Origin of the sequence: Conyzicola nivalis (assembly GCF_040548875.1) — a bacterium.
GTDB lineage: Bacteria > Actinomycetota > Actinomycetes > Actinomycetales > Microbacteriaceae > Conyzicola > Conyzicola nivalis_A.
The window spans coordinates 253,825-279,640 of sequence record NZ_JBEPSJ010000002.1 but is presented as its reverse complement, the minus strand read 5'-3'; the positions used below and the strand labels follow the sequence as shown (position 1 = coordinate 279,640).

Below are 25,816 nucleotides of genomic sequence, written 5' to 3'. Positions count from 1 at the left end.
TTCTCTCTAGTCAGATTGCGGTGGGAAACGCTTCGTACTAGGTAGGACAGAACACACGCTGTTCCTGTGACGGAGGCGGGCGGCGACTATCGGGGCGACCAGGGGCCGTCGACGGAGGCGTCGCGCTGCCAGTGCACCGACGCGCCGGCCGACTCCAGCACGTCGCCCAGCCAGTAGGTCTCGTCCGGATCCCAGCCCGCGAGCATCGTGGCCGCCTCGCCCACGGGTAGAGCGCGCCCGGCCGAGACGAGATAGCCGGCGACGGTGAGATGAACCGCATCGAAGTCGGATGCCACGGCCTGCCAGTCGGGGACGACCCAGCCCCCGTCGCGGCCGGTAACCCGCCACCATTCGTGGCGGCGGGAGAGCGTCACCTCGAGCGGGTAGCGGCCGGCGAGCTCGACCCAGTCGGCGGGGCCGGTGATCTCGAACGTGCGGGTCGCGGCGAGAGGGCGCAGCGGCGTGACATCCGCCCCGGTCCAGCCGAAGTCGTCTTCGACCAGCCGCAGCTTCGCCGCCCCGAGCCCGGGCAGCGAGCGTGTCGTCGTGATCAGCTCGGCGTGCGCGGGGATCGACCACCATTCGCCGCCGTACAGCGCGGTGACGTCGGCCGGTCGTTCCGCCGCGCGACGCTCGTCAGCGAGGGTGTGCGCCTTCCACCTCGCGAGGCGCTCGGACGTGCTGGTCGGGGTGGGGAGCGGCCGGGACGAGACATCCGTCCACTGCACCCGGTGCTGATCGTCCACGGCGACCGGCGTCGACCACCACGCCGTCTCCAGGGCGCCAGCGACCAGCCGCGCGATGGGCTCGAGGGCGGCGATCAACGACGGGTGCTGCAGCAGTACGTCGGTCTCGTCGGGCGGCTGCCAGTACATCGCGGTCGACACGGCGGTCTCGAGCGCGTCGAGCAGCGAGGCGGCGTCGAGGGGGACGGATGCCTCGGCGACGGCACCGACGAGCGCCGGCAGCTCGGCGGGGGACCGCGCCGCGTAGTACGCGAGTGAGCCCAGCGGCTGCGACGTGTCGAGCAGTCCGAGGCACAGCCGGCGGCCGCGCGGGCCGTCGAGCAGGGAGTCGAGCGGCGCGTCGGTCATCTGCCGAGCGTAGGCGATTCAGCTTTGTCCCTTCACCCTAGATCGCCCGGTCGCTCGCGACTAGTGTCGGCGGCATGAACGAAACTTTTCCGAGCGAGACACGACCGACTATGGCGGTAATCGCACGCGAGGCGTCGGTGTCGCTCTCCACGGTGTCCAAGGTGTTGAACGGCCGTAGCGGGATTTCCGCGGAGACGCGGGAGCGGGTCGAGCAGCTGCTGCACGAGCACGGTTATCTGCGACGGGGCGACAGCGGCGGCGCCGGCGGACTGGTGGAGGTCGTGGTCGAGCAGGCGCTGTCGAGCATGTGGGCGCTCGAGATCGTTCGCGGCGTCGAATCCGCGGTGCGCAGACACGGCCTGAACATCGTGCTCACGCAGACCGAGACCAGGCACGACCCCGGTTCGACGTGGATCGAGGGAGTGGCGCGGCGTCGGCCGGTGGGCGTCGTCCTCGTGCTGACGAACCTGTCGGCCGAGCACAAGCGGCGTCTGCGCACGCGCAACATCCCGTTTGTGCTGATCGACCCCGCAGGGTCCCCCGACCCCGACGTGCCGTCGGTCGGTGCCACCAACTGGGCGGGAGGGGTCGCTGCGACGGAACATCTCCTCTCTCTGGGGCACACCGACATCGCCATGATCACCGGCCCCCGCGACATGATGTGCACGCACGCGCGGCTGTCGGGTTTCCGGCACGCGATGACCGCGGCCGGGCTCACCGTGCCCGCCACGCGCGTCGTGCTCGGACAATTCACCCGCGAATCCGGCGTCGCCGCGGGCATTAAGCTGCTCGACTCCGACGACCGTCCGTCTGCGATCTTCGCCTCCAACGACATGGAGGCACTCGGCGTGTACGAAGCGGCCCGACGGCTGGGGCTGAGCATCCCCGACGATCTCTCCGTCGTCGGCTTCGACGACATCGCCGTGGCCGGGTGGATGGCGCCCAGCCTCACCACCGTCCGCCAGCCCATCGCGCAGATGGCGGTCGACGCGATCGATATCGTGTTGCGTCCGCACGATGGGGAGCTCGCCGATCTGAGGCGTGAGCTCTCGACGACTCTCGTGGTTCGTGAGAGCACCGCGCGAACGAAAAGTTTCTAGATCAGTCACGAATTGTTGCGGGTCGCCGTCGCGCTCGAATAACGTCACCTCACCGATGGACAGCGGTGCGACACCCCTGGCCGAACCTCTTAGGAGTAAGCAATGACGCTTCATACTTCAACCACGTCTCGAAGAATCGCGACCCTCGCGGTCGTAGCCGGGCTCACGGTCTCGATCGCCGCGTGCAGCTCGAGCTCGGCGAACTCGACAGACGTCACCCTCTGGGGGATAACCTCCGACCAGGAGGAGATCCTCGACCCCTCCATCGCCGACTGGAACACGGCCAACTCCGATGCGCCGATCGCCGCCAGCTACTTCGAAGGCGAGGCCTACAAGACGAAGGTGCGCACCGCGGTCGGTGCCGGAGCAGCGCCGACCCTGATCTACAACAAGGGCGGGGGAGTGCTCGAGTCGTATGTCGACGCCGGCAAGGTGCTCGACCTCACCGATTCGCTCGCCGACGTCTCCGATCGCTTTCTGCCCTTCGCCCTCGAACCCGTGACGTTCGACGGAGCCGTGTACGCGGTGCCGATGAAAGCCGTCGCACCCGTGGTGATCTACTACAACAAAGACGTCATGGACTCCGCCGGAGTGAAGCCGCCCGAGACCTGGGACGACCTGCTCGACGTCGTCTCCACCCTGAACGACGCGGGCGTCGCCCCCTTCGCGCTCGCCGGTGGCAGCAAGTGGCCCGAACTGATGTGGCAGGAGTACCTCGTCGACCGCATCGGCGGCCCGGAGGTCTTCGCCGCGATTCTCGCCGGGGAGGAGGACGCGTGGTCGCACCCCGCCGTGGTGGAGGCCAACACCCTCATTCAGGAGCTCGTCGAGGCCGGCGGGTTCGCCGAGGGCTTCGCGTCGGTCACTACCGATTCGAGCGCCGACGCCGCACTCGTCTACACGGGTAAAGCGGCGATGGTCTTGCAGGGGACCTGGGTGAACAGCACCTTCCGGTCGCAGGCTCCGGAGTTCGCCGAGAACTCGCTCGGATACGCCACCTTCCCCACCGTCGACGGCGGCATCGGCGACCCGGCGAACGTGGTCGGCAACCCCACGAGCTACTTCTCCGTCTCCGCGGATGCTTCAGAAGAGCAGCAAGACGTGGCGATCGACTATCTCAAGGAAGGCCTCTGGAACGAGGCATTCGTCGACCGTCTCATCGCCGCGAACCAGGTACCACCGCTCGCCGGCATCGACACGGCCATCGGCGAGAGCGAGGACGCCGACTTCGGCGGGCTCGTCTACGAGCTCATCAGTGAAGCACCGAGCTTCCAGATGTCGTGGGACCAGGCGCTCGATCCGGCCCAGGCGCAGGCCCTCCTCACGAACCTCGACCGACTGTTCACGCTCTCGATCACTCCCGCAGAGTTCTCTGAGGCGATGAACTCGAGCGCCGCGCAGTGAGCGTCCTGACAAGAGCGCCGGAGACGATCTCCTCGCCCCGCCCGCTTCACGAGACGGCGGTCAAGGGTCGTCTCAAGAAGGACGAGCCCAGCTCGTTGCTTCTGCTGCCCGCGCTCGTGCTCTACGCGCTCTTCGTGGTGGTGCCCCTCGCCGTGGCGCTCTACCTGAGCTTCACCAGGTGGGATGCGATCTCCGACCCGACGTGGGCCGGTTTCGACAACTGGTTTCGCATCCTCGCCTCCGACAGCTTCGTCAACGGGCTGATGCTGAGTGTGAAGGTGGTCGTGATCTCGTGGCTGGTCCAGACCCCGATCAGCCTGTTCATCGGCGTCTTCATCGCAGGCAAGCAGAGGTACCGGGCCGTGCTCGCTACCCTGTTCTTCCTGCCCCTCATCCTGTCGTCCGCCGCCGTCGCGCTGGCGTTCAAGTCGATCCTCGACCCGAACTTCGGCCTGGGCGCATCGCTGGGCATTCCGTGGCTCCGGCAGGACTGGCTCGGCGACCCCGACCTCATCCTCGTGATAGTGATCTTCATCATCGCGTGGCAGTTCGTGCCGTTCCACTCCCTCCTCTACCAAGCCGGGGTGCGGCAGATTCCGCCATCGCTGTTCGAGGCCGCCGAGCTGGATGGCGCGAACCGGCTCCAGACTTTCGTGAACGTCACCTGGCCCCAGATCCGCAACACCGTCGTCACCTCGTCGACGATCATGCTGGTCGGGTCCCTCACCTACTTCGACGTGATCTTCGTGCTCACCGGCGGAGTGCCGGGATTCGGCATCCGCATCCTCCCCGTCGACATGTACCTCACCGGCTTCGCGGCCAACGACATGGGAGGGGCGAGCGTGCTCGCGATGGTCCTCGTCGCTCTCGGCCTGCTGATCGCCTCCGGCATCACCAGCTTCAGCGGCTTCGCGAAGATGCGCAGCCAGCAGGAGGGAATGTGAGCGTCCAGTCGCGTCGCCCGAACGTACTCGGGGCGGTCGGAGGATTCGTCTGGCTGGCCGTCATCATCGTGCCGATCTACTACGTCGTCATCACGAGCCTCCGCCGACAGGAGGGGTACTTCACAGACAACCAGCTGCTTCCGCCGTCGAATCCGACGCTGGAATCGTATGCGCTGGTGCTCGAGCGGGGTTTCCTGCTCTACCTCGGCAACAGCGTCATCGTGACCGTCGCCACCGTCGCGGTCACCGTCGCAGTCTCGTTGATGGCAGCGTTCGTGATCGTGCGCTCCACCCGCTGGACGGCGAGGGTGTCGTTCACCCTCCTGTTGATGGGTCTGGCGATCCCGCTTCAGGCGACGATCGTGCCGTTGTTCTACATGCTCAGCAAGGCCGGACTCTACGACTCGTTGCTGGCGATCATCCTGCCCTCCATCGGGTTCGCGATACCCGTGACCGTGTTGATCCTCGTGAACTTCGTGCGCGACATTCCGAAGGAGCTGTTCGAGTCGATGCGCGTCGACGGCTCCGGCCAGTGGCGCATCCTCTGGTCGTTGGTATTCCCCCTCGCACGACCCGCGATCGTCACCGTCGCGGTCTACGACGCACTCACCGTGTGGAACGGCTTCCTGTTCGCGCTCGTGCTCACCCAGAGCCCGGAAAATCGCGTTCTGCCCCTGTCCCTCTGGACCTTTCAAGGAGAATTCAATGTCAACGTACCCGGCATCATGGCCGCAGTGGTCCTCTCGACGCTGCCCATCCTCGCTCTCTACATCCTCGGTCGGCGTCAGCTCGTGAGCGGCATGACCGCGGGGTTCAGCAAGTGACCCGCCGCAGTGCGCTCATGGTGCGCGGAGGATGGTTCGGACACCAGCCGGAGGAGACGAGCGATGCCATGCGCTCGTTCCTCGAGTCGGAGGGCTTCACCGTGCGGGTCGAGGACTCGCCGCTCGTCTACAGCGAGCCCGGCTACCTCGCGACCGTCGACCTGATCGTGCAGACGGTGACGAAGAGCACGATCGAGAAGCCCGAGCTCGAGGCACTGCGCGACGCTGTCGCGGCGGGCACCGGACTCGCGGGATGGCACGGGGGAATAGTCGACTCCTACCGCAACAGCGCCGACTACCTCCAGCTGGTCGGTGGGCAGTTCGTCGCCCACCCCGGGCTTGCGCCGCACGAGCGAACCGGCGAGCAGTCAGACAACTACCGTCCGCACGAGATCAATCTCACCGACTCAGGGCGCAGCGATCCGATCATGCAGGGTCTCGACGACTTCGTGATCGACTCCGAGCAGTACTGGGTGCTCGCCGACGGCTACATGGACGTGCTCGCCACCACCACTCAGCCGGTGCGCCCCGGCGATCCCTGGCACGAGCCGATCCGATCGCCTGCGGTCTGGAAGCGGTACTGGGGCGAGGGCCGCGTGTTCGTCTCGACGCCGGGGCACCGCCTCGAGGTCCTCATGAACCCGTCCGTTCGCGCCATCACCGAGAGGGGGCTGCTGTGGGCGGCTCGTTCGTGAGCACGGCGTCCGAGCCCTCGGTCGTCGAAGCGCTGGAATCTCCCCTCCGCGTCGGCCTGATCGGAACGGGCGTCATCAGCGACCAGTATCTGGCCAGCATGAGCCGGCTCCCGCAACTGCGGCTCGTCGCGGTCGCCGACCTAGACATGCAGAAGGCGGCGACCGTGGCGTCCGCCGCTTCGGTCGAAGCCCGGTCTGTCGACGACCTCCTCGCATCTGCGGATGTCGATGTGGTGCTCAACCTGACGGTTCCCGCCGCACACGTCGACGTGTCGATCGCGGCCCTGCTGGCGGGTAAACACGTCTACGTGGAGAAGCCGCTCGCGTTGCAGCTCGCCGAAGGTCGAGGTGTTCTCGAGCTCGCCCGCTCACGCGGACTGCGCGTGGGCAGCGCGCCGGACACCGTCCTCGGAACGGGTATTCAGACCGCGCGCGACGTGATCGACCGCGGAGAGATCGGTGAGCCGATCGGCGCCACGGCGAACTGGACCGCACCGGGCCACGAGCTGTGGCACCCCGCGCCGAAGTTCTACTACCAGCCGGGCGGCGGGCCGCTCTTCGACATGGGGCCGTACTACCTGACCTCGCTCGTCACGCTGCTGGGCCCCGTCGTGACCGTCTCCGCAGCCGCGAGCCGGTCCGACCGCACCCGTCTGATCGCCACCGGCCCCCAGGCCGGCACCGCCGTTGACGTAGACATCGACACGCACGTCGCCGCGATTCTGCACCACGCCGGAGGAGCGATCTCGACAGTCCTCCTCAGCTTCGAAGTGTGGGGGAGCAATCTTCCTCGCATCGAGGTCTTCGGTACCGCGGGCTCGGTGTCGGTGCCCGACCCGAATATCTTCGACGGCACAGTGCAACTGCTCGACACGAGCCGCACCTGGCGGAACGTTCCAGACTCGGCGGGCTTCCTCGGCGCCGGGCGGGGCTACGGGTTGGCCGAGATGGCCGTCGCCATCGACGAGGGGCGCGGTCACCGAGCCTCGGGAGACATGGCCATGCACGTGCTCGACATCATGGAGTCGATCACCTCCGCGGCAGAATATGGCGAGACTCGACAGCTAACCACGACCGTCGAACGCCCTGCCGCTGTGGCCCACTCGAGGATGGGAGCGCTCGCGGTGTAGGGCTACGTCGCCGCCGGCTCCTCGGGCACGAGGGGCAGCAGCAGCTCGTACGCCGCGCGCAGATCGTCTGGGGCGACCGGCGGCACGACGGCCGTCGCCCCCACCCCGATGAGAAAGGGGAGCAGGGCGGCCGCGTGCGCCTCCCCGTCGGTCGCGACGAAGGGGCGCCAGGCCGCCTGCAGCGCCGCCAGCCGGGCGTCGTCGATGCGGGCCTGCATGGCCGCGACCTCCGTGTCCGACGACGCCCACGCGCGCACCGCGACGTCGAGCCGGGGCGAGTAGATGCCGGCGTCGTCCGCACTCACCAGCCGGCTGAGCTCGGCGAGCCGAACGCGCAGGTTCTGACCGTCGGTGCGGGCGATCGCGCCCTCGAGCGACTCCACGGAGATGCGCTCGAAGTGCTCGAGCAGCGCCGACTTGTAGCCGGGAGCCCCGGCGAAGTGGTGGTGGAACGACCCCTTCGACAAGCCCAGCCTGGCGGCCACCCGGTCGATGCGCAGCCCCTGCGCACCCTCCTCGGCCAGCAGAGCGAGCCCCTCGGAGATCCAACGGGCCTCGGTGTCCTTCATCCCGCGACGATACCAAACGGTATGGGTTGATTGCGCGCAAAAGTAGACATACCATACCGTATGGTCTCGATGGAGGGAGCGGGCGGATGACTGTGGGACGAACCGATGTGCACTTCGAATCCGCGGGGGTGACACTGCGCGGATGGCTCTACTCGCCGCCCGACGCGGGCACCCCGTCGCCGGCCGTCGTGCTCTGCACGGGCTTCGCCGGAACGCAGGACACCCCGTCGATCGTGGCCGCCGCCGAGGCGTTCGCACGGGCCGGGATCGCCGCGCTCAGCTTCGACTACCGGTCGTTCAGCCGCAGCGACGGCGAACCGCGGCAGCTCGTCTCGATCGAGGGCCAGCGCGCCGACATCACGGCGGCCCTGCGCTTTCTCAAGGGTCGCGACGACATCGACGCAGACCGGATCGCTCTCTGGGGAACCTCGCTCGGCGGCGGCCACGTCGTCACCGTCGCCGCCGACGAACCGCGTGTGGCCGCCGTCGTGAGCCAGATCCCGTTCAACGGGTTTCCGCGCAGGGTCGAGGGCCGGCCGGCCTCGGCGAACCGCCGACTGCTGTGGGCGATGACCCGCGACGCGCTGCGGGCGCGGCTCGGCCGGCCGCCGTTGTACATCCCGGCGGTCGGCGGGGCGGGGGAGCTCGCGGTCATGGCGTCGAGCGAGGCGAGCCAGACCATCCGCGGGCTGCAGAGCGAGACCTGGCAGAACCGCACGGCACCGCGGGCCCTCTTCGAGATGATGCGGTACAAGCCGGGTGCGGTCGCCGGCAGGGTGCGGATGCCGCTGCTCGTGTGCGTCGGCGGGCGCGACAAGGAGTCCCCCGAGGCATCCGCCAGCGAACTGGGCGAGAAGGCACCTCTCGGCCGGGTGCTGCGCTACGACGTGGCGCACTTCGACTTCTACGAGCCGGAGGTTCGCGAGAAGGTGCTGGGCGACCAGGTGCGTTTCCTCGACTCGGTGCTGTTGACGGCGGAGCGCACCCCGTGACCGTGCTGCCCGATCCGGTCTGGCCGGTGCTCGTGCTGGCGTTCATCACACTGGTCGACGGCGTGCTCTGCATCAAGCCGGTCGCCTTCGTGGCGCAGTGCTGGGACGACGTGCACTGGCCGAGACGCTACTGGCGGCTGATGGCGCCGGTGAAGTTCGCGGCCGTGCTGGGTCTCGTCGCCGGCGTCTGGGTCCCGTACCTCGGCGCTGTCACCACCGCCGCTCTCGTGCTCTACTTCGTCGTGGCGATCTCGATGCACATCAGGGCGCGCGACTTCGGGCGCAACCTCTTTCTCAACGCGACCGGCATGCTGCTCATCTGCGCGGCGACACTGGTCTTCTCCTTCCTTTTGTAACGTCGCGACCGGTCAGCGGGCGGGCGGCACCTCGACGCGCTGCAGCGTAGCGATCTTCGGCAGCCGGCCGTCGCCGGACGAACGGCCGGTGATGCGGCGCCCGATCCACGGCAGAACGTACTCCCGCCAGTAGGCAGCCGTGCGCTGCGAGTGTTCGAACGCGGCCGCGCCGGCGCTCCAGTCGTCGGGCAGCTCGACGCCGAGGGCGGCGAGAACGTTCGCGGCGACGCGCTCGTGCCCGAGCGGTCCGAGGTGCAGTCGGTCGGCCGACCAGTAGCGCAGCTCGGTCAGCTCTTCGTCGGCCCAGTTGTCGACGAACGTCGTGTTCTGCATCGGCAGACGTTCGCGGATGCCGCGCGCGAACTGGTTGCCGCGCGACTCGACGAGCCGGCCGAGCGGGATGTGCCGCGTGGGGTTGGCCCCGCTCACGAGCAGCACGTGCGACCCGCTCTCGGTGGCGCGCTCCACGGCGCCGAGCAGCTGGTCGGTGATCGCGGCCACCGACACCCGCGGGCGCATGATGTCGTTGCCACCGCCGTTGATGCTGATCAGCTCGGGCCCGAGCGCGATTCCGGCGTCGAGCTGCGATCCCACGATCGGCGTGATCTTGAGCCCTCGGATCGCGAGGTTCGCGTAGGTCACCGGCTCGGGCGATGCGAGCGCCAGCCCGACGGCGACGAGGTCGGCCCAGCCGCGAACGCCGCCGTCCGGGGTGTCGTCGCCGACCCCCTCGGTGAAACTGTCCCCGACTGCGACGTAGCTGCGATATGCGGATGCCATGGGTCGAGTCCATCACATCGGTGTGGGTGCGCGCCGCTCGGCTCCCCGATCAGGCAGGCCTTTCCGTGCGCCGCGCGACAGCTGGACACTGGAGACCACTCGAGCCGAATCATCCGCTCAATCGAAACCAAGGAGCAAGTCGCATGGATATGAAACTAGAGGTGCTGGTTCTGCCGGTCTCCGACGTCGACGCGTCGAAGGCCTACTACGAGAGGGCAGGATTCCGGCTCGACGCCGATTTCGACATCAGCGAGGAACTGCGCATCGTGCAGTTCACTCCACCGGGATCGGAGATGTCGATCATCTTCGGACGCGGGATCACCGACTCGGCACCCGGATCTGTGCAGAACCTGCACCTCGTGGTGACCGACATCGTGGCCGCTCGGGCGGAGCTGGCAGGCCGAGGCATCGAGGTGAGCGAGGTGTGGCACGACGCCGACGGCATCTTCCATCGCGCCGGCGGAAAGAACCGGGTCAGCGGTCCCGCGCCCGACCGCGCCGACTACGGTTCGTTCGTCTCGTTCGAGGACCCGGACGGCAACGGCTGGTTTCTGCAGGAGATCGTCAAGCGTCTGCCGGGGCGCTGATCATGGACGACTCCACGAAAGAGCTCATTCACGACCTCCTGGTGCGGGCGGCGACGGCGCACGGCGTGCACGAGGCCGAGGAACTCGGCGGCGTCTACGACGAGGAATGGCCGACGTGGTACGCCGACTTCATGGCGCGCGCTCTGGCCGAAGACGGCTACCGGATCGTGAAGGTGTGACCCGCAGACGACGAGAAGCCGGCGCGAATCGCGCCGGCTTCTCCTACGTCCGTGCTCAGGCGGCGGCGGGCTCGACCGCGTTGAGGGGGGAGAGTGCGGCCGACCATGACTCGAGCTGAGAGAACAGCGACGTCAGGGGTGCGTCGTGCTGCGGGCCGGGCGTGAAGGTACTCATCGCCTCGAAGTCGGTGAACAGCGACAGTGCGACCTGCGAACCGACGGTGGCCATGTGCATCGTGGCGAGCACGAGGCGCAGGTGCTCGACGGCGCGCACGCCGCCGACGACTCCGTAGCCGACGAAGCCCGCGGCCTTGTTGGTCCACTCGGCGCTCAGGTAGTCGATCGCGTTCTTCAGCACGCCGGTGGTGGAGTGGTTGTATTCGGGTGTGACGAAGATGTAGCCGTCGAACTCCGCGATCTTGGCGGCCCACTTCTTGGTGTGGTCGTTCGCGTACTGTCCCATCGCCGGCGGCATCGCCTCGTCGAGGTGCGGAAGCGGGTAGTCGGCGAGGTCGACGAGCTCGTACTCTGCGTCGGAGCGCGACGCGGACTGCTCGAGGACCCACTGGGCGACGGCGGCACCGTTGCGTCCGGGACGGGTGCTGCCGATGATGATGGCGATCTTGGTCAAGAGAGTAGCTCCTACGAGTCGGGGGTGAGGCAGACGTCAACGGACGTCCACCCCACCACCCAACGCGCCGGGGATGCCCAATAGTCCCGCCCGCCAATTCGCACTTTGGTGTGCGCAGGGCACGTCGATGTGCGAATTGTGCGATATCGGGGGAGTGCGGTCAGAAGATGCGCGGCAGGTGCGTGGCCATGTAGTGGTCACGTTCCCGCTCGCGCTCGAGACGCACTCTCTGCACCTCGGCGTAGACCGCGAGCTGCTCCCGGGTGTCGATCTTGACGGGGCGGCGTCCCCACTTGATGAGCGCTACACCGATGTGCAGGGCGGCCCGGTCGAGCACGCCCACGCGACGCACGCTGTGCGGCTCGTGACTGGCGACCGGTTGGGGCGGATGTTCGTGGCGACCTGTTGTGGTCACCAGTTGGCTTTTCATGGTGGTTGGTTCCTTCTTGCGTGAATACTCGACGGCGAAAACGAGCGCGCCGAAGAGCGTTCGGGGTCGCCGAATAGAGGGGTGGCCGCGAGATGCGGCGGGACGGGACGCGGAAGACGTCTCGTGCGGGGTGGGTGACCGAGGGCAGGCGGCTACTGACTGCTGCGGATGCTGCCTGGTCGAGCTTCGAGAGCGTCACCACCGTCTGGACCGGTGGGTTAAGAGCTACCGATCAGGCGGAGAAGACGCCGACGAAGCCGGCGGTGATGCTGAATGCGTCTGCATTTGCGTTGTCGAACACGTCGGGCTCCTTTCGTCGTAGTGGCGTTTGCCCACCGTAGCGGTGGTGGCGATCAGCGCGCAACCCTGAACTTTCAGCCGCGGTCGTGTACTGTTCCTAGTTGGGCATCGAGAAGTCTGCCCCCGCCGCCGATCTGACACCACGGCCGCACCTCAGATTTCAATCAGAACCGCCGTCTCGGTATCAGCCGGACAGCGTGACACCCTCGCCGAAGCATCGGCTAATCCTCGTGGTCTCCACGCGCGTTTCGAACGCCGCCCGGGCCACGTGAGCGGAGCATCCGCCTCATAATGACGCTGCGAATCAGCGCACCAAACGAAAGCACCACAGCATGACTAACACCACTACCGTCACCCGCAAGAACGTCGACTTCATCGTCGGCGGCTACTCGATCCTCGCCACCGACCCGATGTTCTACTCACGCTCGCGCGAGCTCTCGGCCATCCGTGACAACGCGGCGATTCACGGCATCTACGACATCAGCGACGCCGACTTCGACTTCGCCATCTCCGAGCGTTTCGGCAACGGCGCGACCTACGAATTCCCGACCGCATAGCGCCTGAGCGCGGGTGTACCCTCGTGCCATGACCCCGCTCGAGCTCGAGAATCTGGCGCACCTGCGCCGGGCACGCGACCTCATCGACCGGGAATACGCCCGACCGCTCGACGTGCCCACGATGGCGCAGCGCGCGCTGATGTCGCCCGCTCACTTCTCGCGAAAGTTCAGGGCCGCGTACGGCGAGACCCCGTACGGCTACCTCATGACCCGTCGCGTGGAACGCGCCATGGCGATGCTGCGCGGGGGCATGAGCGTGACCGACGCGTGCATGGCGGTCGGCGCGACGTCGCTCGGCTCGTTCAGCACGCGTTTCACCGAGCTCGTGGGCGAGACGCCGAGCGCGTACCGGGCTCGCGCGCACGGCGCAGTCGAGGCGATGCCCGCGTGCATCGCCAAGATCCAGACGCGGCCGTTCTATCGGATCCCGTCGTCGCCAACCCAGCCGAGCAGGATTCGAGAAGCGGTCGGGGTCGCCGCTTCCTAGGGTGACGGTATGACTATTTCACTGCAGTACGCGAACATCACCGTCAACGACGTCGACGAGGCTGTGGCCTTCTACCGCGACGGACTCGGGCTCGAGGTGCGCAATGACGTGGCGAACGGCGGGTTCCGCTGGGTGACGCTCGGCAGCGCTGACCAGCCGGGAGTCGAGATCGTGCTCAGCGAGCCTCACGCCGGCCGCTCCCAGTCCGACGGCGACGCGATCCAAGAGCTCGTGGCGAAGGGCATGATGCCCATGCTCGTCTTCCGCACCGACGATCTCGACGCCGCCTTCGAACGGGCGCGCCAGTCCGGGGCCGAGGTGCTCCAGGAGCCGATCGAGCAGCCGTGGGGCCCGCGCGACTCCGCCTTCCGCGACCCGTCGGGCAACATGGTGCGGCTCTCGGAGGGCTGACCTCACGGATTCCGTCTCGCGCGCGTGCCCGTGTACCGTCGAGGGTGCTGGCATGTCGCGCAGCGGGAGCAAGGGGCAGTCATCGTGAAGAACAGAATCGTACGCCAGCGGGTCAGGGCGGCGCTGCTGCTCGCGGTGGTCGGATCGTTCCTCGCCGGATGCGCCGCCAACGAGACCGGTCAGACCGACAGCGACCTGGTCGGAACCCTCGACGGGGCCGGCTCCTCGGCGCAGTCCGCCGCCCAGGATGTGTGGATCTCCGCCTTCCAGCGGGCGAACTCCCGCGTGACCGTCAACTACGAGCCCTCGGGGTCGGGTGCCGGCCGCGAGCAGTTCATCGCCGGTGGTGTCGACTTCGCCGGGTCCGACGCGGCGCTCAGTGACGACGAGCTGGAGAACGATTTCGGGTCGTGCGCGCCCGGCACCGCGGGCATCAACTTTCCCGTCTACGTCTCGCCGCTCGTTCTCGTCTTCACCGTCGAAGGCGTCGACACCCTCCGGCTCGACGCCGCCACGATCGCCGGCATCTTCTCCAACCAGATCACCCGCTGGAACGACCCTGCACTCGTGGCCCTGAACGAGGGCGTCACGCTGCCCGACGCCGCGATCACAGCGGTGCACCGCTCCGACGATTCGGGCACGACGAAGAACTTCACCGACTACCTCTACCAGAACGAGCCCGAGATCTGGGGTACGGAGCCCGCCGACGCCTTCCCGTTCAGCGGCGAGGCCGCGCAGGGCAACGCGGGCGTCGTCAACGCCGTCGCCGACGGCACGAATGCGATCGGCTACGTCGACGCGTCGCGCGCGGGCGAACTCGACGTCGCCGAGCTCAGGGTCGGGGGCGAGTTCGTCGTCTACTCGGCCGAAGCCGCCGCGGCGATCATCGACGCGTCGCCGCTCGCCACCCGTGACAACCCCAACGACATCGTGGTGAACATCGACCGCACGAGCACCGCCTCCGGGGTGTATCCCCTCGTGCTCGTGAGCTACCTCATCGCCTGCCAGGAGTACGCCGACTCCGAGACGGGCGATCTCGTGCGCGAGTACTTCGAGTCGGTCGCCGATGAAGAAGGCCAGGCCGCTGCGGCGACGGATGCCGGGTCGGCGCCGCTCTCGTCGGCGACCGCCGAGCGCGTGCTAGCCGCCATCGCGACCATCGAATAGGCGCCGGGCGCCCGCTCGCACCGATTTCGGGCTTTCGATGATAATGCGCATTAGCAGCGAATCTCTGGTATGGTAATGCGCATTACCTCTCCCAAAGACGAGAAAGTGGTGTGGGCAATGTCGCTACACAAGTCGCAGCGGGTCACGCAGCGCACGATCGCCGAGCTTGCCGGCGTCAGCCAGGCCACGGTGTCGCTCGTGCTGAACGGCAAGACCGACGCGGGCACCCGCATCCCGGAGAGCACGCGCCAGCGCGTCCTCGACGTCATCGCGGAAACTACCTACGTGGCAGACCCGGCGGCCCGCAGTCTCGCGGGGGTCGGCAACAATCTGGTCGGCGTCTTCACCTACGAGCACGCCTTCCCGAACGAGAGCTCGGACTTCTACACGCCGCTGCTCACCGGAGTCGAGAGCGCCGCAGAGCAGATCGGCGTCGACCTGCTGATGTTCACGAGCGCTCCAGTCATCGACGGGCGTCGTCGCGTCTTCCACGAAAAGAACAGGCTGCGCCTGGCCGACGGATGCCTGTTGCTGGGTCGCGAGATGGACGCCGACGAACTGGAGCGGCTCGTCGACAGCGACTACCCGTTCGTCGCGATCGGTCGCCGCGACGCCGCCGACGGCCGCATCCCGTACGTGGGAGTCGACTACGTCACCGCGACGGCCACCCTCGCGCGGATGGCGCTCGATGTCGGCCACACCGACTTCCTCTATCTGCACTTGCCGTTCGCTGCCGAGTCCACGCGCGACCGCAAGAACGGGCTGACCCGCGCACTCGACGTTGCCGGCGTCACGGCGACGACGCTGTCGTCCGACGGCAGCGACCTCGAAGGCTTGTGGGCGCAGATCCGTGCCGCGGCACCGACGGTGCTCTTCGTCGAAGACCCCGCGCACGCGCAGTCGATCTACGACCTCGCCGCCGCCGACGGCATCTCCATGCCCGGCGACCTCTCGATGGTCGTGCTCGGCGAGCGCACGCGTCCCACCGACAACGCCGCGGACTACACGCGGCTGAGCGCACCGCGTCAGGAGCTGGGAGTGGTCGCCATGAGACTCCTCGACCAGATCATGAACGGCACCCGCGGGGCCGAACAATTACCGCACCAGCGACTGCTGGAGTGCGAGATCATCCGAGGCACCACGCTGGGCGCCCCGAGAGCCGGGAGCCTCACGTGAACCATCTCAATTCCGACGTATTGATCGTCGGCGGCGGACTCGGAGGGGTCGCTGCCGCGATCGCAGCCCTCCGCGGCGGCAAGACCGTGATCATCACCGAGCAGTACGAGTGGCTCGGCGGACAGCTGACCAGCCAGGCGGTGCCGCTCGACGAGCACACCTGGGTCGAGCAGTTCGGCGTCACTGCCTCGTACCGGGAGCTGCGCGACGGCATCCGCGACTACTACCGCGCCCACTATCCGCTCACCGACGCCGCCCGCGCCGAGCGTTACCTCAACCCGGGTGCGGGACTCGTCAGCCGGCTGTGCGCAGAACCGAGGGTGGCCGTCTCGGTCATCGACTCGTTGCTCGCTCCGTACCTCGGATCCGGCGCCCTGCGCATCCTCAAGCCCTACGTTCCGGTCAGCGCCGTCGTCGACGACACGGTCGTGCGATCAGTCGTCGTCGAGAACCTCCTCACCGGCGACCGGCTCGAACTCGCCGCCGCCTACGTGCTCGACGCCACCGAGCTAGGCGACCTGCTGCCGCTCACCGGTGCCGAGTACGTGACGGGTGCCGAGAGCCGTGCCGACACGGGGGAGCCCAGCGCACCGACGGAGGCCCAGCCGCACAACGTGCAGGCGTTCTCGTGGTGCTTCGTCATCGACCACCGTGAGGGCGAGAACCATGTGATCGCGCAGCCCCGCGACTACGAGTACTGGAGTGCCTACCGGCCGGAGTTCTGGGGAGCGCCGCTGCTCAGCCTGACCGCGCCGCACCCGCGCACACTCGAGATCGTCACCCGCAGCTTTACCCCGACGATCGACGACGACCCGTTCGAGCAGCTCGCCGACCAGCGCGCCGACGGGGGAGACAGCGAGCTGTGGATCTTCCGCCGCATCCTCTCGAAGAAGATGCTCGCCGACGGGCACCTCGACAGCGACCTGGTTCTCGTCAACTGGCCGATGATCGACTACCTCGACGGCTCGCTCATCGACAACCCCGACGCGGCGACGCATCTCGAGGCGTCGAAGCAGCTGTCGCTGTCGATGTTCTACTGGCTGCAGACCGAAGCCCCGCGCCCCGACGGCGGCACGGGCTGGTCCGGGCTGCGCCTGCGCGGCGACATCACCGGCACCGACGACGGCCTCGCCCAGGCGCCCTATATCCGTGAGTCGCGCCGCATCGTGTCGGAATACCGGGTCGTCGAGAGCGACCTCTCGATCGAGCTGCGCGGCCACGGCCGCCCGGCCACCTTCGACGACAGCGTCGGTATCGGCATGTACCGGATCGACCTGCACCCCTCCACCGGTGGGGACAACTACATCGACGTCGCATCCGCGCCGTTTGAGATTCCGCTCGGAGCACTCATCCCGGTTCGCCTGGACAATCTGCTCCCCGCGGGAAAGAACGTCGGTACCACCCACATCACCAACGGGGCCTTCCGGCTCCACCCGGTGGAGTGGAACATCGGCGAGGCAGCAGGCTGGCTAGCGGTCTTCTGTCTGGACCGTGCGACTGATCCCCGCACGGTCCGCCACACTCCCCGACTGCTCGAGGAGTTCCAATCCCTGCTATCCCGCCGGGGTGTCGAGCTGCACTGGCCCGACGTCACCGGCTATTAAACGAGGAGAACGATCATGAGATCAGCAAAGTGGCTGACCACGGCTGGACTGCTAGCTACCGCATCACTGGTACTCGCGGGCTGCTCCGGCGCGGCGGAACCCGCGGCGACGGCGAAGAACGTCGAACTGCGGATGACCGTCTGGACATCGAACGAAGACCAGCTCGCCCTGTTCGACGCCATCGCGGCCGAGTACATCGACGCGCACCCCGAGGTCGAGTCGGTCACCTTCGACCCGCTGCCCTTCGAGGACTACACGACCACCCTCACCACGCAGGTCGCCGGCGGCAAGGCGCCCGACCTCGCCTGGATACTCGAGAACGCGGCCCCCGACTTCGTCGACTCCGGCGCGCTCGCGCCCATCCAGGGTACCCTCGAGAAGACCGAGGGCTACGAGTTCGACGACCTGAACGCCGCCGCCACAAAGCTGTGGAAGAGCGACGACCAGCTCATCGCCTACCCGTTCTCGACGTCGCCGTTCGTGGTCTTCGCCAACGACGACCTGCTAGCCGCCGCCGGACAGCCGACCGCGGCCGAGCTGCAGGCCGCAGGCAAGTGGAACTGGGAGGACATCTCCGAGGTCGGCTCGGCCGTCAACGCGGCCACCGGCAAGGCGGGCTTCGTCATCCGCGACTTCGACTACACGACATGGGACAACCTGGCCACCGTCTGGCTCGGCTGGGGTGCCGCGCCGTGGAGCGAGGACGGGGCCGGATGCGAGTTCGCCTCCGACGAGATGGTGGACGCTCTCACCTTCCTGCACGAGGCCGCGTTCGAGAAGAAGTCGATGCCGGGGCCGGGCGCCACGGCAGACTTCTTCGCCGGCGAGTCGGCGTTCACGGTGACGCAGATCTCGCGGGCATCGCTGCTCGCCGAGGCCGGCTTCGCGTGGAACCTGCTGCCGCTGCCCGAGGGACCGGCCGGCGAGTACTCCATGGTCGGCCAGGCGGGCATCGGAGTGATGGCGCAGGGCGAGAACGCGCAGGTCGCGACCGACTTCCTCGCGTTCTTCACCAACCCCGACAACTCGGAGAAGCTGGCGCAGTGGTTCCCGCCCGCCCGTGACTCGCAGCTGAACGCCCAGACGCTCGCCGCCGCGAACCCCGTGCTGACTGCCGACCAGATCGAAGACGTGGTCGTGCCCGGCATCTCTACCGGCGTCGTTCGTCCCAGCCACACCGACTCGGCCAAGATCGGCCAGACCGTGCGTGCCTCGCTCGACGCGATGTGGACTCCGGAGGCCGACGTGGCCGCCGTTCTCGACGGCGTCTGCGAGTCGGTCGAACCGATCCTGGGCAACTAGGAGCCCTGTGACCACCGAATCCACAGTGCTGCCGGACCGGGCCGTCGCCCGGTCCGGCGGCACCGGCCCGCGCAAGCGCCGGCTGACCCACAAGCAGCGCGACGCCGTGGCCGGCTACATCTTCGTAGCGCCCCAGGTGCTGGGCATCGTCGCCTTCGTGCTCATCCCGCTCGCCCTCGTCGTGTACTTCAGCTTCCACGAGTGGAACGTGCTCGCGAACTCGTTCACCTTCGTGGGCGTGGACAACTTCGAGCGCTTCCTCGGCGACCCGCAGATCGCGCCCGTCATGCAGGCCACCGGGATCTTCTCGGTCTTCCTCGTCTTTTTCAACATCACCATCGCGCTGCTGCTCGCAGTGATGCTCAACCGCTCGCTGCCCGGCATCACCTTCTTCCGCACCCTGTTCTTCTCGCCCGTCGTCGTCTCGTTGGTCGCCTGGACGATCGTGTGGGGCTTCCTCTTCCAGGACAACGGCGGCATCAACGGCGCGCTCGAGGTGATCGGCATCGACGGTCCCAACTGGCTGCGCGAAGGACCCACTGCGATGGCCAGCGTCGTCATCGTGCAGGTGTTCAAGAACGTCGGGCTCAACATGGTGCTCTTCCTCGCGGCCCTGCAGGGCGTTCCGCAGGAGCTCCAGGAGGCGGCCCGAATCGACGGCGCCGGATCCCGCACCATCTTCACGCGCATCACGATCCCCCTGATCTCCCCGACCATCCTGCTCACCTTCATCATCACGATCGTGGGCTCCCTGCAGGTCTTCGCGCAGATCGCCGTGCTCACGCAGGGCGGGCCGGGCATCTCGACGACGGTACTCGTCTACTACCTGTTCCAGCAGGCGTTCCTGTTCGGCGAGTTCGGCTACGGCTCGGTTCTCTCGATCGTGCTGTTCCTCATCGTGCTGCTGCTCACCGTGGTGCAGTGGCAGCTGCGCAAGAAGTGGGTCTTCTATGAAAACTGATGCCGCGATCCTCGCCCGACGCACTCCGCCGAACCCGCAGACGAAAGTCGTCGTGCGACGTGCCTTCTTCTACGCCGCTCTGGCGATCCTCGCCATTCCGTTCGTGCTGCCGACCTGGTGGATGATCACCTCGTCGCTGAAGCCGATCAGCGAGATCTTCGCCTTCCCGCCCACACTGTGGCCCGCCAATCCCACGCTCGACGGATACACCAAGGCGTTCGAGATGCAGCCGTTCGTGCAGCAGTACTTCAACTCGTTGTACATCTCGTTCTTCGTCACGGTGGGCACCATGTTCATCTCCTCGCTCGCCGGCTACGCGTTCGCGCGCATTCGGTTCCGCGGGCAGAACCTGCTGTTCCTCATCGTGCTGATCGGCCTGCTCATCCCGAGCGAGGTGACGATCGTGCCGCTGTTCCAGATCTTCAACGAGATGGGGCTGATCAACACGCACTGGCCGATCCTGCTGGTGTCGACGTTCGGCGCCCCCAGCGTGCTCGCGACGTTCATCATGCGGCAGTTCTTCATCTCGCTGCCGATCGAGCTGGAGGAGGCGGCGCGGCTCGACGGCCTCGGCCGCTTCGCCATCTGGTGGAAGATCGCGATGCCGCTCGCGAAGAGCGCGCTCGGTGCCGTGGCGATCTTCACCTTCCTGCACATCTGGAACCTCTACCTCGAGCCGACCGTCTACCTGCAGTCGCCCGAGCTCTTCACTCTGCCGCAGGCGCTCACTCGGTACACCGACGCCTACGGCGGACAGCTATGGAACGTGCAGCTCGCGGCGGCCACGATGACCGCCCTCCCGGTGCTCGTCGTGTTCGTCATCGCTCAGAAGCAATTCGTGGAAGGCTTGGCTCAAACCGGTCTCAAAGGATAGGACGCCCCGAATGTTCACCGACCTCCCCGAAGCCCAGCTGCGCGACTACCGCAGTGCACAGGTCGACCCGGCCGACTTCGACGAGTTCTGGGCGGCGACCTTGGAGCAGAGCCGGGCGTTCGACCTCGCGGTCTCGGTAAAGCCGGTCTACACGGGTCTCGTCACGGTCGACGTGTTCGATGTGACCTTCGCCGGGTACGACGGGCAGCCGGTCCGCGCCTGGCTGCGCGTCCCGGCGGGCACGACGGAGCCGCTGGCCACGGTCGTGCAGTACGTCGGCTACGGCGGGGGACGGGGCGAGCCCACCGAGAACCTGTTCTGGGCGTCGGCCGGCTACGCGCACCTGCATATGGACACGCGCGGCCAGGGATCGTCGTGGAGCATCGGCGCGACACCCGACCCCGACGGCTCCGGCCCGCAGGGACCCGGTTTTATGACCCGCGGCATCGAGAGCCGCGAGACCTACTACTACCGTCGTGTCATCACCGACGCGGTGCGCGCGGTCGAGGCTGCCAGGTCGCTGCCGATCGTCGACGCCGAGCGGGTCGCCGTGCTCGGCGGCAGCCAGGGCGGAGGCCTCGCGCTCGCCGTCGCCGGGCTCGTGCCCGACCTCGCCGGAGTCGTCGCCTACGTGCCGTTTCTCTGCGACTTCCCGCGGGCGGCGACCATCACCGACGCCGACCCCTACCGCGAGATCGGCCGCTTCCTCGCGGTCCACCGCGGAAGCGAGGAGGCCGTGCACGCGACGCTGGCCTACTTCGACGGCGTCAACTTCGCCAAGCGGGCGGTTGCCCCCGCCTCGATCTCGGTCGCTCTGATGGACTCGACCTGCCCGCCGTCCACCGTGTTCGGCGCCTACAACAACTACGCCGGGGCGAAGGCGATCACCGTGTGGCCGTACAACGGACACGAGGGCGGCGGTCCGCAGGACGACGTGGTCGCGCTCGCCGTCCTGCGCGAACTCTTCGACCGTGCGCTGACGGGCGACGCCGTTGCTTGAGATGCGCCCGAGCTGCGAGTGCTGCGACCGCGATCTCTCGCCCTCAGACGACGTCGCGTTCATCTGCTCGTTCGAGTGCACGTGGTGCGCCGACTGTGTCGACGGCTTCGACGGCCGTCGATGCCCGAACTGTGGCGGCGACCTCGCGCTGCGCCCCACCCGTTCGCCCGCCAAGCTGGCGGACAACCCCGCCTCCACGGAGCGCGTGCTCGCGAAGGACTGCGCGCCCGCTCGCTGACCGGCCTCGGCGGACGCCCGGTGCACCCGTTCGTCCTGCGTTTACCGCGCGTTTCCCCTGCTGCTCCACTGTGAGCGAGTGGCCCCCGTTCGGGCCCGACTCCCACCAGCAGCAAAGAGGGCATCCCCATGCGCACCATCAGGCGTCGAACCATTCTCGCCGCAGTGACCGGACTGGCCCTCGCCATTCCGATCGCGGCGACCGTCACGCCCGCGGTCGCCGCGCCCGTGTCATCCGTTCGCATCAACGAGGTCGAGCAGAACGGCGACGTGAACGACTGGATCGAGATCGTCAACACCGGAACCGGAGCGGTGGATGTCTCGGGCTGGGTGCTCAAGGACAACGACGACACGCGCACGCTCGCCATCGCCGCCGGCACGACGCTTGCCGCCGGTGCGTACCTCGCGGTCGATGTCGACGCCGAGGTTCCGGGCAAGTTCGGCCTCGGCCGCGCAGACACGGCCCGTCTCTTTATGCCCGACGGCGTCACGCTCGTCGACTCGTACGCGTGGACCGACCACGCCGCCGTCACCTTCGGCCGCTGCGCCGACTCCACCGGCGAGTTCGGGCCGACCGTCGCCTCGACCAAGGGCGCGGCCAATGCGTGCGTGGTCTCGGTGGTCGACTCCGTGCGCATCAACGAGATCGAGTCGAGCGGCGGAACCCCCGTCGACTGGATCGAGCTCACCAACATCGCGAAGGTGCCGGTCGACGTGTCGGGGCTCGTGCTCCGCGACGACAAGGACGCGAGCATCGTCACCATCGCCGCCGGCAGCACGATCGCCCCGGGCGGTTTTCTCGCGATCGACGTAGACGTGCTCGGCGGCTTTGGGCTCGGTTCCGCAGACACGGCGCGCCTCTTCCTCGCCGACGGCACGACCCTCGTCGACAGCCACGCCTGGACGGCACACGCCACCACGACGTACGGCCGCTACCCCGACGGCACCGGTGCCTTCGTCACGACGGCGGCGGCCACCAAGGACACCGCCAACCAGCGCGTCGCGCCGCAGCTGCCGAGCATCCGAGTCAACGAGGTCGAGTCGAGCGGCGGGACCCCAGGCGACTGGATCGAGCTCGTCAACGCGGGCAGCACGGCCGTGGACATCTCCGGGTGGACCGTGAAAGACAGCGACGACGCCCACGTCTCGGTGATCCCCGCGGCGACCACGATCGCGGCCGGCGGTTACTACGTCGTCGAGGAGGCAGCTCTCGGCTTCGGTCTCGGCGCCGCTGACTCGGCGCGCGTCTTCGCCGCCGACGGATTCACCCTCGTCGACTCACGCAGCTGGACCACGCACGCCACCACGACGTTCGGCATCTGCGGCACCGACTTCACCACGACGACCTCGCCCACCAAGGGCGCCGTCAACGACTGCGGCTCGCCCCTGCGCATCAACGAGATCGAGTCGAGCGGCGGAACCCCCGGCGACTGGATCGAACTGAAGAACAACGGCGGCCAGGCGGCGGATGTCTCGGGCTACGTCCTCAAGGACAACGACGACAGCCACGTGTTCGTGGTTCCCGCGAACACGACGGTCGCGGCCGGTGGCTACTACGTCGCCGACGTCGAGGCGGCGTTCGGACTCGGGGGAGCGGACACGTCGCGCCTCTACCTGCCCGACGCCACGACCCTCGTCGACAGCCACGGCTGGTCCACGCACGCCACCACCACCTACGGCCGCTGCGCCGACGGCACCGGAGCCTTCGCCGCCACCGCCGCGCCGACCAAGGGCGCGGTGAACGCGTGTGCCGGCGATCTGGTCACGACTCCCTGGCCCGGCGCCGGAACAGTCGTGACCGAAGACGTCGCGAACACCTTCGACGGCAACATGAGCGGCCTCGCCTACGAGGCGGCGGCGAACGGCAACGTGCTCTGGGCGGCCAAGAACGGCACAGGAGCGTTGTACCGTCTCGTCGACAACGGCACGAACTGGGTGCCGGACACGGCGAACGGGTGGGGCGCCGGCAAGGTGCTGCACTACGCCGACGGCACGGGCGACGTCGACGCGGAGGGAGTCGCGCTCACCAGTGCTGGAGCGGCCGGCGGGGTGTACATCTCCAGCGAACGCGACAACAACGGCGGGGGAAGCCGGCTCTCCGTGCTGCGTTACGACGTGGCATCCGCGGGCCCCAGCCTCAACGCGACCCGTGAGTGGAACCTCACCGCAGACCTGCCGGTCGTCGGAGCCAACGCCGGGCTCGAGGGCATCGCCTGGGTTCCCGACGCGTTCCTCGTGAGCGAGGGACTGCGCGACGAGAGCACCAAGACGGCATACGACCCCGCCACGTACCCCGATCACGGGACCGGGCTGTTCTTCGTCGGACTCGAGGCCAACGGTGCGGTGTACGCCTACGCGCTCAACCAGACGACCGGCGGATACACCCGCGTCGCCACCATCGCGAGCGGGTTCCCCGGCGTGATGGATCTCGAGTTCGATGCCGCGACCGGCTCGCTCTGGGCCGTGTGCGACGACACCTGCAACGGCCGTTCGGCGACCCTCGAGGTCGGAACCGACGGACGCTTCGCCGTGACTCGCGTCTACGAACGCCCCACCGGAATGGCGAACCTCAACAACGAGGGCTTCGCGATGGCCCCGCAGACGCAGTGCGTCGCCGGGGTGAGGAGCGTCTTCTGGGCGGATGACTCGAACACCGCAAGTCACTCGATCCGGTCGGGGTCGCTGAACTGTGCGGCGGCGCCCGTGCCCGGGGAGCCCGGTGAGCCGAGCGTGCCCGGCGTGCCTTCTGTGCCGGCTCCCGGCAATCCGGCGCCTACTCCGGTCAACGTCGGTGCGACGACGCCGGTCGCCGCCTCGTCGTTCACCGAGGCCGCTCGCGGCACCGTGTCGGCGCCCTCCGAAGTGCGGCCCGGTCAAGCCGTGACCATCACGGTCGGCGCGGAGTACGCCGGCACGACCGTCAACGTGTGGATGCACTCCACGCCGGTGCTGCTCGGCACCGTCACCGTGAGCGGGGCCGGGACGGTGCGGGTCGTCATCCCGGCCGACGCGTCGGCGGGATCCCATCGCATCGCCGTGCTCGCTGCCGACGGCACACTCATCGGGTGGGACAACGTGACGGTCGCGGCCGGCGCCAGGGCGCTCGCCTCGACGGGCGCCGACGTGCAGCTGCCAGCGTTCGCCGCGTTGCTGCTGCTGCTCTCGGGCGGCGGGTTGTTGGTGCTGCGTCGTGCGGTGCGCGCTTCGAGATAGCGGCATCGCGCGGGGCGCGGTTTGAGGTAGCGGCATCGCGCGGGGCGCGGTTTACTGGGCCGTAGCGTCCGCGGAGGTCGCCACGAAGTCGACCAGTTGGGCAAGCGGACGCGGCGCTCTGTCGAGTCTCTCGACGAGTGCGCGGGCGTACTGCTCTTTGCGTCCGGCGGTGGTGCCGAGGAAGCGGTGTAGCTGCCGCTCGACGGTTCGCTCGCGCTGAGCCGGCTGGCGTTGGAAGGTGCGGAATTGCCGCAGATTGCCCTGCTCCTCAATCACCGAGATCACCGCGTCGCTGCCCAGTGCGCGGATGAGCTCGTCTTCCAGATCGGTCACACAGACGAAGAAGCCGAGAGCCTCAAGGCCGGTGCGGGTGAGGTCGGTGCCGAGGCCGATGTCTTCGAGGGCGTGTCGGAAGAATCGCTCCTCGCCGGCGTCGACGAGTCCCGTGAGGCGCACGCCGGCGGGCCGACGCTCGAGCGCGTTGGCGATGCCGGTCGCACCGCCCAGCTCGACGATCGTCGCGCCGGCGTCTTCTAGGTCGAGCCCGCGCTGTCGGGCGAGTGTCTCGACGGCGACCCGGTCGCTGGCGCCCTCGACGAGCACGAGGGTGGGCTGCCGTGCCGGGTTCACCCGCACAGTCTCGCAGCGGTCGGGGTGAGGTGCAATATTCTGCGGTGGACGAGCCTGGTTTCGGTGGTCGAGCTCGTCTGGATCCGGCCTCGGTGGTCGACCGAGACCCGGCCTCGGTGGTCGAGCTTGTCGAGACCTCCCCAGCCTGCTCTTCCCTCCGCTCCTGTCCTCCACAGGGCGGC

Annotated in this window: 28 protein-coding genes; 22 read left to right on the top strand and 6 right to left on the bottom strand. The window is 68.0% G+C overall.

Annotated elements, in window-relative coordinates; genetic code table 11:
• Positions 1–86: 86 nt before the first annotated feature.
• Complete coding sequence (locus ABIE21_RS09970; protein WP_354024670.1) at positions 87–1,094, bottom strand: hypothetical protein; 1,008 nt, start codon at positions 1,092–1,094, stop codon at positions 87–89.
• Positions 1,095–1,204: 110 nt separating this feature from the next.
• Between ABIE21_RS09970 and ABIE21_RS09965 the strand changes: the two genes are divergently transcribed.
• The 6 genes from ABIE21_RS09965 (at position 1,205) to ABIE21_RS09940 (ending at position 7,191) form a co-directional block, all read left to right on the top strand.
• Entirely contained in the window at positions 1,205–2,194 is a 990-nt protein-coding gene (locus ABIE21_RS09965) for a LacI family DNA-binding transcriptional regulator (protein WP_354024669.1), read from the top strand.
• Positions 2,195–2,296: 102 nt separating this feature from the next.
• A complete protein-coding gene (locus ABIE21_RS09960; protein ID WP_354024668.1) occupies positions 2,297–3,598 on the top strand; it encodes an extracellular solute-binding protein in 1,302 nt (433 codons plus the stop codon).
• Positions 3,595–4,542, top strand: a complete 948-nt coding sequence (locus ABIE21_RS09955; RefSeq protein ID WP_354024667.1) for a carbohydrate ABC transporter permease — start codon at positions 3,595–3,597, stop codon at positions 4,540–4,542. The genes ABIE21_RS09960 and ABIE21_RS09955 overlap by 4 nt, the downstream gene beginning before the upstream one ends.
• On the top strand, positions 4,539–5,366 hold the full coding sequence (locus tag ABIE21_RS09950; protein ID WP_354024666.1) for a carbohydrate ABC transporter permease: 828 nt from the start codon (positions 4,539–4,541) through the stop codon (positions 5,364–5,366). The genes ABIE21_RS09955 and ABIE21_RS09950 overlap by 4 nt, the downstream gene beginning before the upstream one ends.
• A 17-nt stretch (positions 5,367–5,383) precedes the next feature.
• On the top strand, positions 5,384–6,061 hold the full coding sequence (locus ABIE21_RS09945; RefSeq protein ID WP_354025153.1) for a ThuA domain-containing protein: 678 nt from the start codon (positions 5,384–5,386) through the stop codon (positions 6,059–6,061).
• A gap of 32 nt (positions 6,062–6,093) precedes the next feature.
• A complete protein-coding gene (locus ABIE21_RS09940; RefSeq protein WP_354025152.1) occupies positions 6,094–7,191 on the top strand; it encodes a Gfo/Idh/MocA family protein in 1,098 nt (365 codons plus the stop codon).
• A 2-nt stretch (positions 7,192–7,193) separates the two neighbouring features.
• On the opposite strand, the gene ABIE21_RS09935 is transcribed toward ABIE21_RS09940, so the two are convergent.
• Positions 7,194–7,760 carry a TetR/AcrR family transcriptional regulator gene (locus ABIE21_RS09935; RefSeq protein ID WP_354024665.1) on the bottom strand — a complete coding sequence of 189 codons (567 nt, stop codon included), beginning with the start codon at positions 7,758–7,760 and terminating at the stop codon, positions 7,194–7,196.
• Between the two features lie 86 nt (positions 7,761–7,846).
• On the opposite strand from ABIE21_RS09935, the gene ABIE21_RS09930 reads away from it, so the two are divergent.
• Complete coding sequence (locus ABIE21_RS09930; protein ID WP_354024664.1) at positions 7,847–8,752, top strand: alpha/beta hydrolase; 906 nt, start codon at positions 7,847–7,849, stop codon at positions 8,750–8,752.
• The gene (locus ABIE21_RS09925; RefSeq protein ID WP_354024663.1) at positions 8,749–9,108 is read left to right on the top strand and encodes a DoxX family protein; all 360 of its coding nucleotides are present in this window, start codon (positions 8,749–8,751) and stop codon (positions 9,106–9,108) included. Before ABIE21_RS09930 ends, ABIE21_RS09925 begins: the two co-directional genes overlap by 4 nt.
• A 12-nt stretch (positions 9,109–9,120) precedes the next feature.
• Here the strand turns inward: ABIE21_RS09925 and ABIE21_RS09920 are convergent, their stop codons facing one another.
• A complete protein-coding gene (locus ABIE21_RS09920; protein ID WP_354024662.1) occupies positions 9,121–9,888 on the bottom strand; it encodes an SGNH/GDSL hydrolase family protein in 768 nt (255 codons plus the stop codon).
• A 143-nt stretch (positions 9,889–10,031) separates the two neighbouring features.
• Between ABIE21_RS09920 and ABIE21_RS09915 the strand changes: the two genes are divergently transcribed.
• Complete coding sequence (locus ABIE21_RS09915; RefSeq protein WP_354024661.1) at positions 10,032–10,475, top strand: VOC family protein; 444 nt, start codon at positions 10,032–10,034, stop codon at positions 10,473–10,475.
• Positions 10,476–10,477: 2 nt separating this feature from the next.
• Complete coding sequence (locus tag ABIE21_RS09910) at positions 10,478–10,654, top strand: hypothetical protein (RefSeq protein WP_354024660.1); 177 nt, start codon at positions 10,478–10,480, stop codon at positions 10,652–10,654.
• Positions 10,655–10,709: 55 nt separating this feature from the next.
• On the opposite strand, the gene ABIE21_RS09905 is transcribed toward ABIE21_RS09910, so the two are convergent.
• Both ABIE21_RS09905 and ABIE21_RS09900 read right to left on the bottom strand, forming a co-directional pair.
• Positions 10,710–11,285 (bottom strand): NADPH-dependent FMN reductase, encoded by a 576-nt coding sequence (locus ABIE21_RS09905; RefSeq protein WP_354024659.1) that lies wholly within the window; start codon positions 11,283–11,285, stop codon positions 10,710–10,712.
• A gap of 160 nt (positions 11,286–11,445) precedes the next feature.
• Positions 11,446–11,715 carry a hypothetical protein gene (locus tag ABIE21_RS09900; protein WP_354024658.1) on the bottom strand — a complete coding sequence of 90 codons (270 nt, stop codon included), beginning with the start codon at positions 11,713–11,715 and terminating at the stop codon, positions 11,446–11,448.
• A gap of 632 nt (positions 11,716–12,347) precedes the next feature.
• Here ABIE21_RS09900 and ABIE21_RS09895 point away from each other — a divergent pair.
• From ABIE21_RS09895 to ABIE21_RS09840, 12 genes are all read left to right on the top strand, one after another.
• On the top strand, positions 12,348–12,572 hold the full coding sequence (locus ABIE21_RS09895) for a hypothetical protein (RefSeq protein WP_354024657.1): 225 nt from the start codon (positions 12,348–12,350) through the stop codon (positions 12,570–12,572).
• A gap of 28 nt (positions 12,573–12,600) precedes the next feature.
• Positions 12,601–13,059, top strand: coding sequence for a helix-turn-helix transcriptional regulator (locus ABIE21_RS09890; protein ID WP_354024656.1), 459 nt, complete (start codon positions 12,601–12,603; stop codon positions 13,057–13,059).
• Positions 13,060–13,068: 9 nt separating this feature from the next.
• Positions 13,069–13,470 carry a VOC family protein gene (locus ABIE21_RS09885; RefSeq protein ID WP_354024655.1) on the top strand — a complete coding sequence of 134 codons (402 nt, stop codon included), beginning with the start codon at positions 13,069–13,071 and terminating at the stop codon, positions 13,468–13,470.
• Between the two features lie 84 nt (positions 13,471–13,554).
• Positions 13,555–14,637, top strand: a complete 1,083-nt coding sequence (pstS, locus tag ABIE21_RS09880) for a phosphate ABC transporter substrate-binding protein PstS (protein WP_354024654.1) — start codon at positions 13,555–13,557, stop codon at positions 14,635–14,637.
• A gap of 117 nt (positions 14,638–14,754) precedes the next feature.
• Positions 14,755–15,813 carry a LacI family DNA-binding transcriptional regulator gene (locus ABIE21_RS09875; protein ID WP_354024653.1) on the top strand — a complete coding sequence of 353 codons (1,059 nt, stop codon included), beginning with the start codon at positions 14,755–14,757 and terminating at the stop codon, positions 15,811–15,813.
• Positions 15,810–17,417 (top strand): FAD-dependent oxidoreductase, encoded by a 1,608-nt coding sequence (locus tag ABIE21_RS09870; protein WP_354024652.1) that lies wholly within the window; start codon positions 15,810–15,812, stop codon positions 17,415–17,417. The genes ABIE21_RS09875 and ABIE21_RS09870 overlap by 4 nt, the downstream gene beginning before the upstream one ends.
• A gap of 15 nt (positions 17,418–17,432) precedes the next feature.
• Positions 17,433–18,719 (top strand): ABC transporter substrate-binding protein, encoded by a 1,287-nt coding sequence (locus ABIE21_RS09865; protein ID WP_354024651.1) that lies wholly within the window; start codon positions 17,433–17,435, stop codon positions 18,717–18,719.
• A gap of 7 nt (positions 18,720–18,726) precedes the next feature.
• Positions 18,727–19,680, top strand: coding sequence for a carbohydrate ABC transporter permease (locus ABIE21_RS09860; RefSeq protein ID WP_354024650.1), 954 nt, complete (start codon positions 18,727–18,729; stop codon positions 19,678–19,680).
• Positions 19,670–20,554, top strand: a complete 885-nt coding sequence (locus ABIE21_RS09855; protein ID WP_354024649.1) for a carbohydrate ABC transporter permease — start codon at positions 19,670–19,672, stop codon at positions 20,552–20,554. Before ABIE21_RS09860 ends, ABIE21_RS09855 begins: the two co-directional genes overlap by 11 nt.
• Positions 20,555–20,564: 10 nt before the next feature.
• Entirely contained in the window at positions 20,565–21,554 is a 990-nt protein-coding gene (locus tag ABIE21_RS09850) for an acetylxylan esterase (protein WP_354024648.1), read from the top strand.
• Between the two features lies 1 nt (position 21,555).
• Positions 21,556–21,792 (top strand): DUF1272 domain-containing protein, encoded by a 237-nt coding sequence (locus ABIE21_RS09845; RefSeq protein ID WP_354025151.1) that lies wholly within the window; start codon positions 21,556–21,558, stop codon positions 21,790–21,792.
• A gap of 128 nt (positions 21,793–21,920) precedes the next feature.
• On the top strand, positions 21,921–25,004 hold the full coding sequence (locus ABIE21_RS09840; protein ID WP_354024647.1) for a lamin tail domain-containing protein: 3,084 nt from the start codon (positions 21,921–21,923) through the stop codon (positions 25,002–25,004).
• A 51-nt stretch (positions 25,005–25,055) separates the two neighbouring features.
• Here ABIE21_RS09840 and ABIE21_RS09835 read toward each other — a convergent pair whose 3' ends face one another.
• A complete protein-coding gene (locus ABIE21_RS09835; RefSeq protein ID WP_354024646.1) occupies positions 25,056–25,634 on the bottom strand; it encodes a TOPRIM nucleotidyl transferase/hydrolase domain-containing protein in 579 nt (192 codons plus the stop codon).
• Between the last annotated feature and the right edge of the window lie 182 nt (positions 25,635–25,816).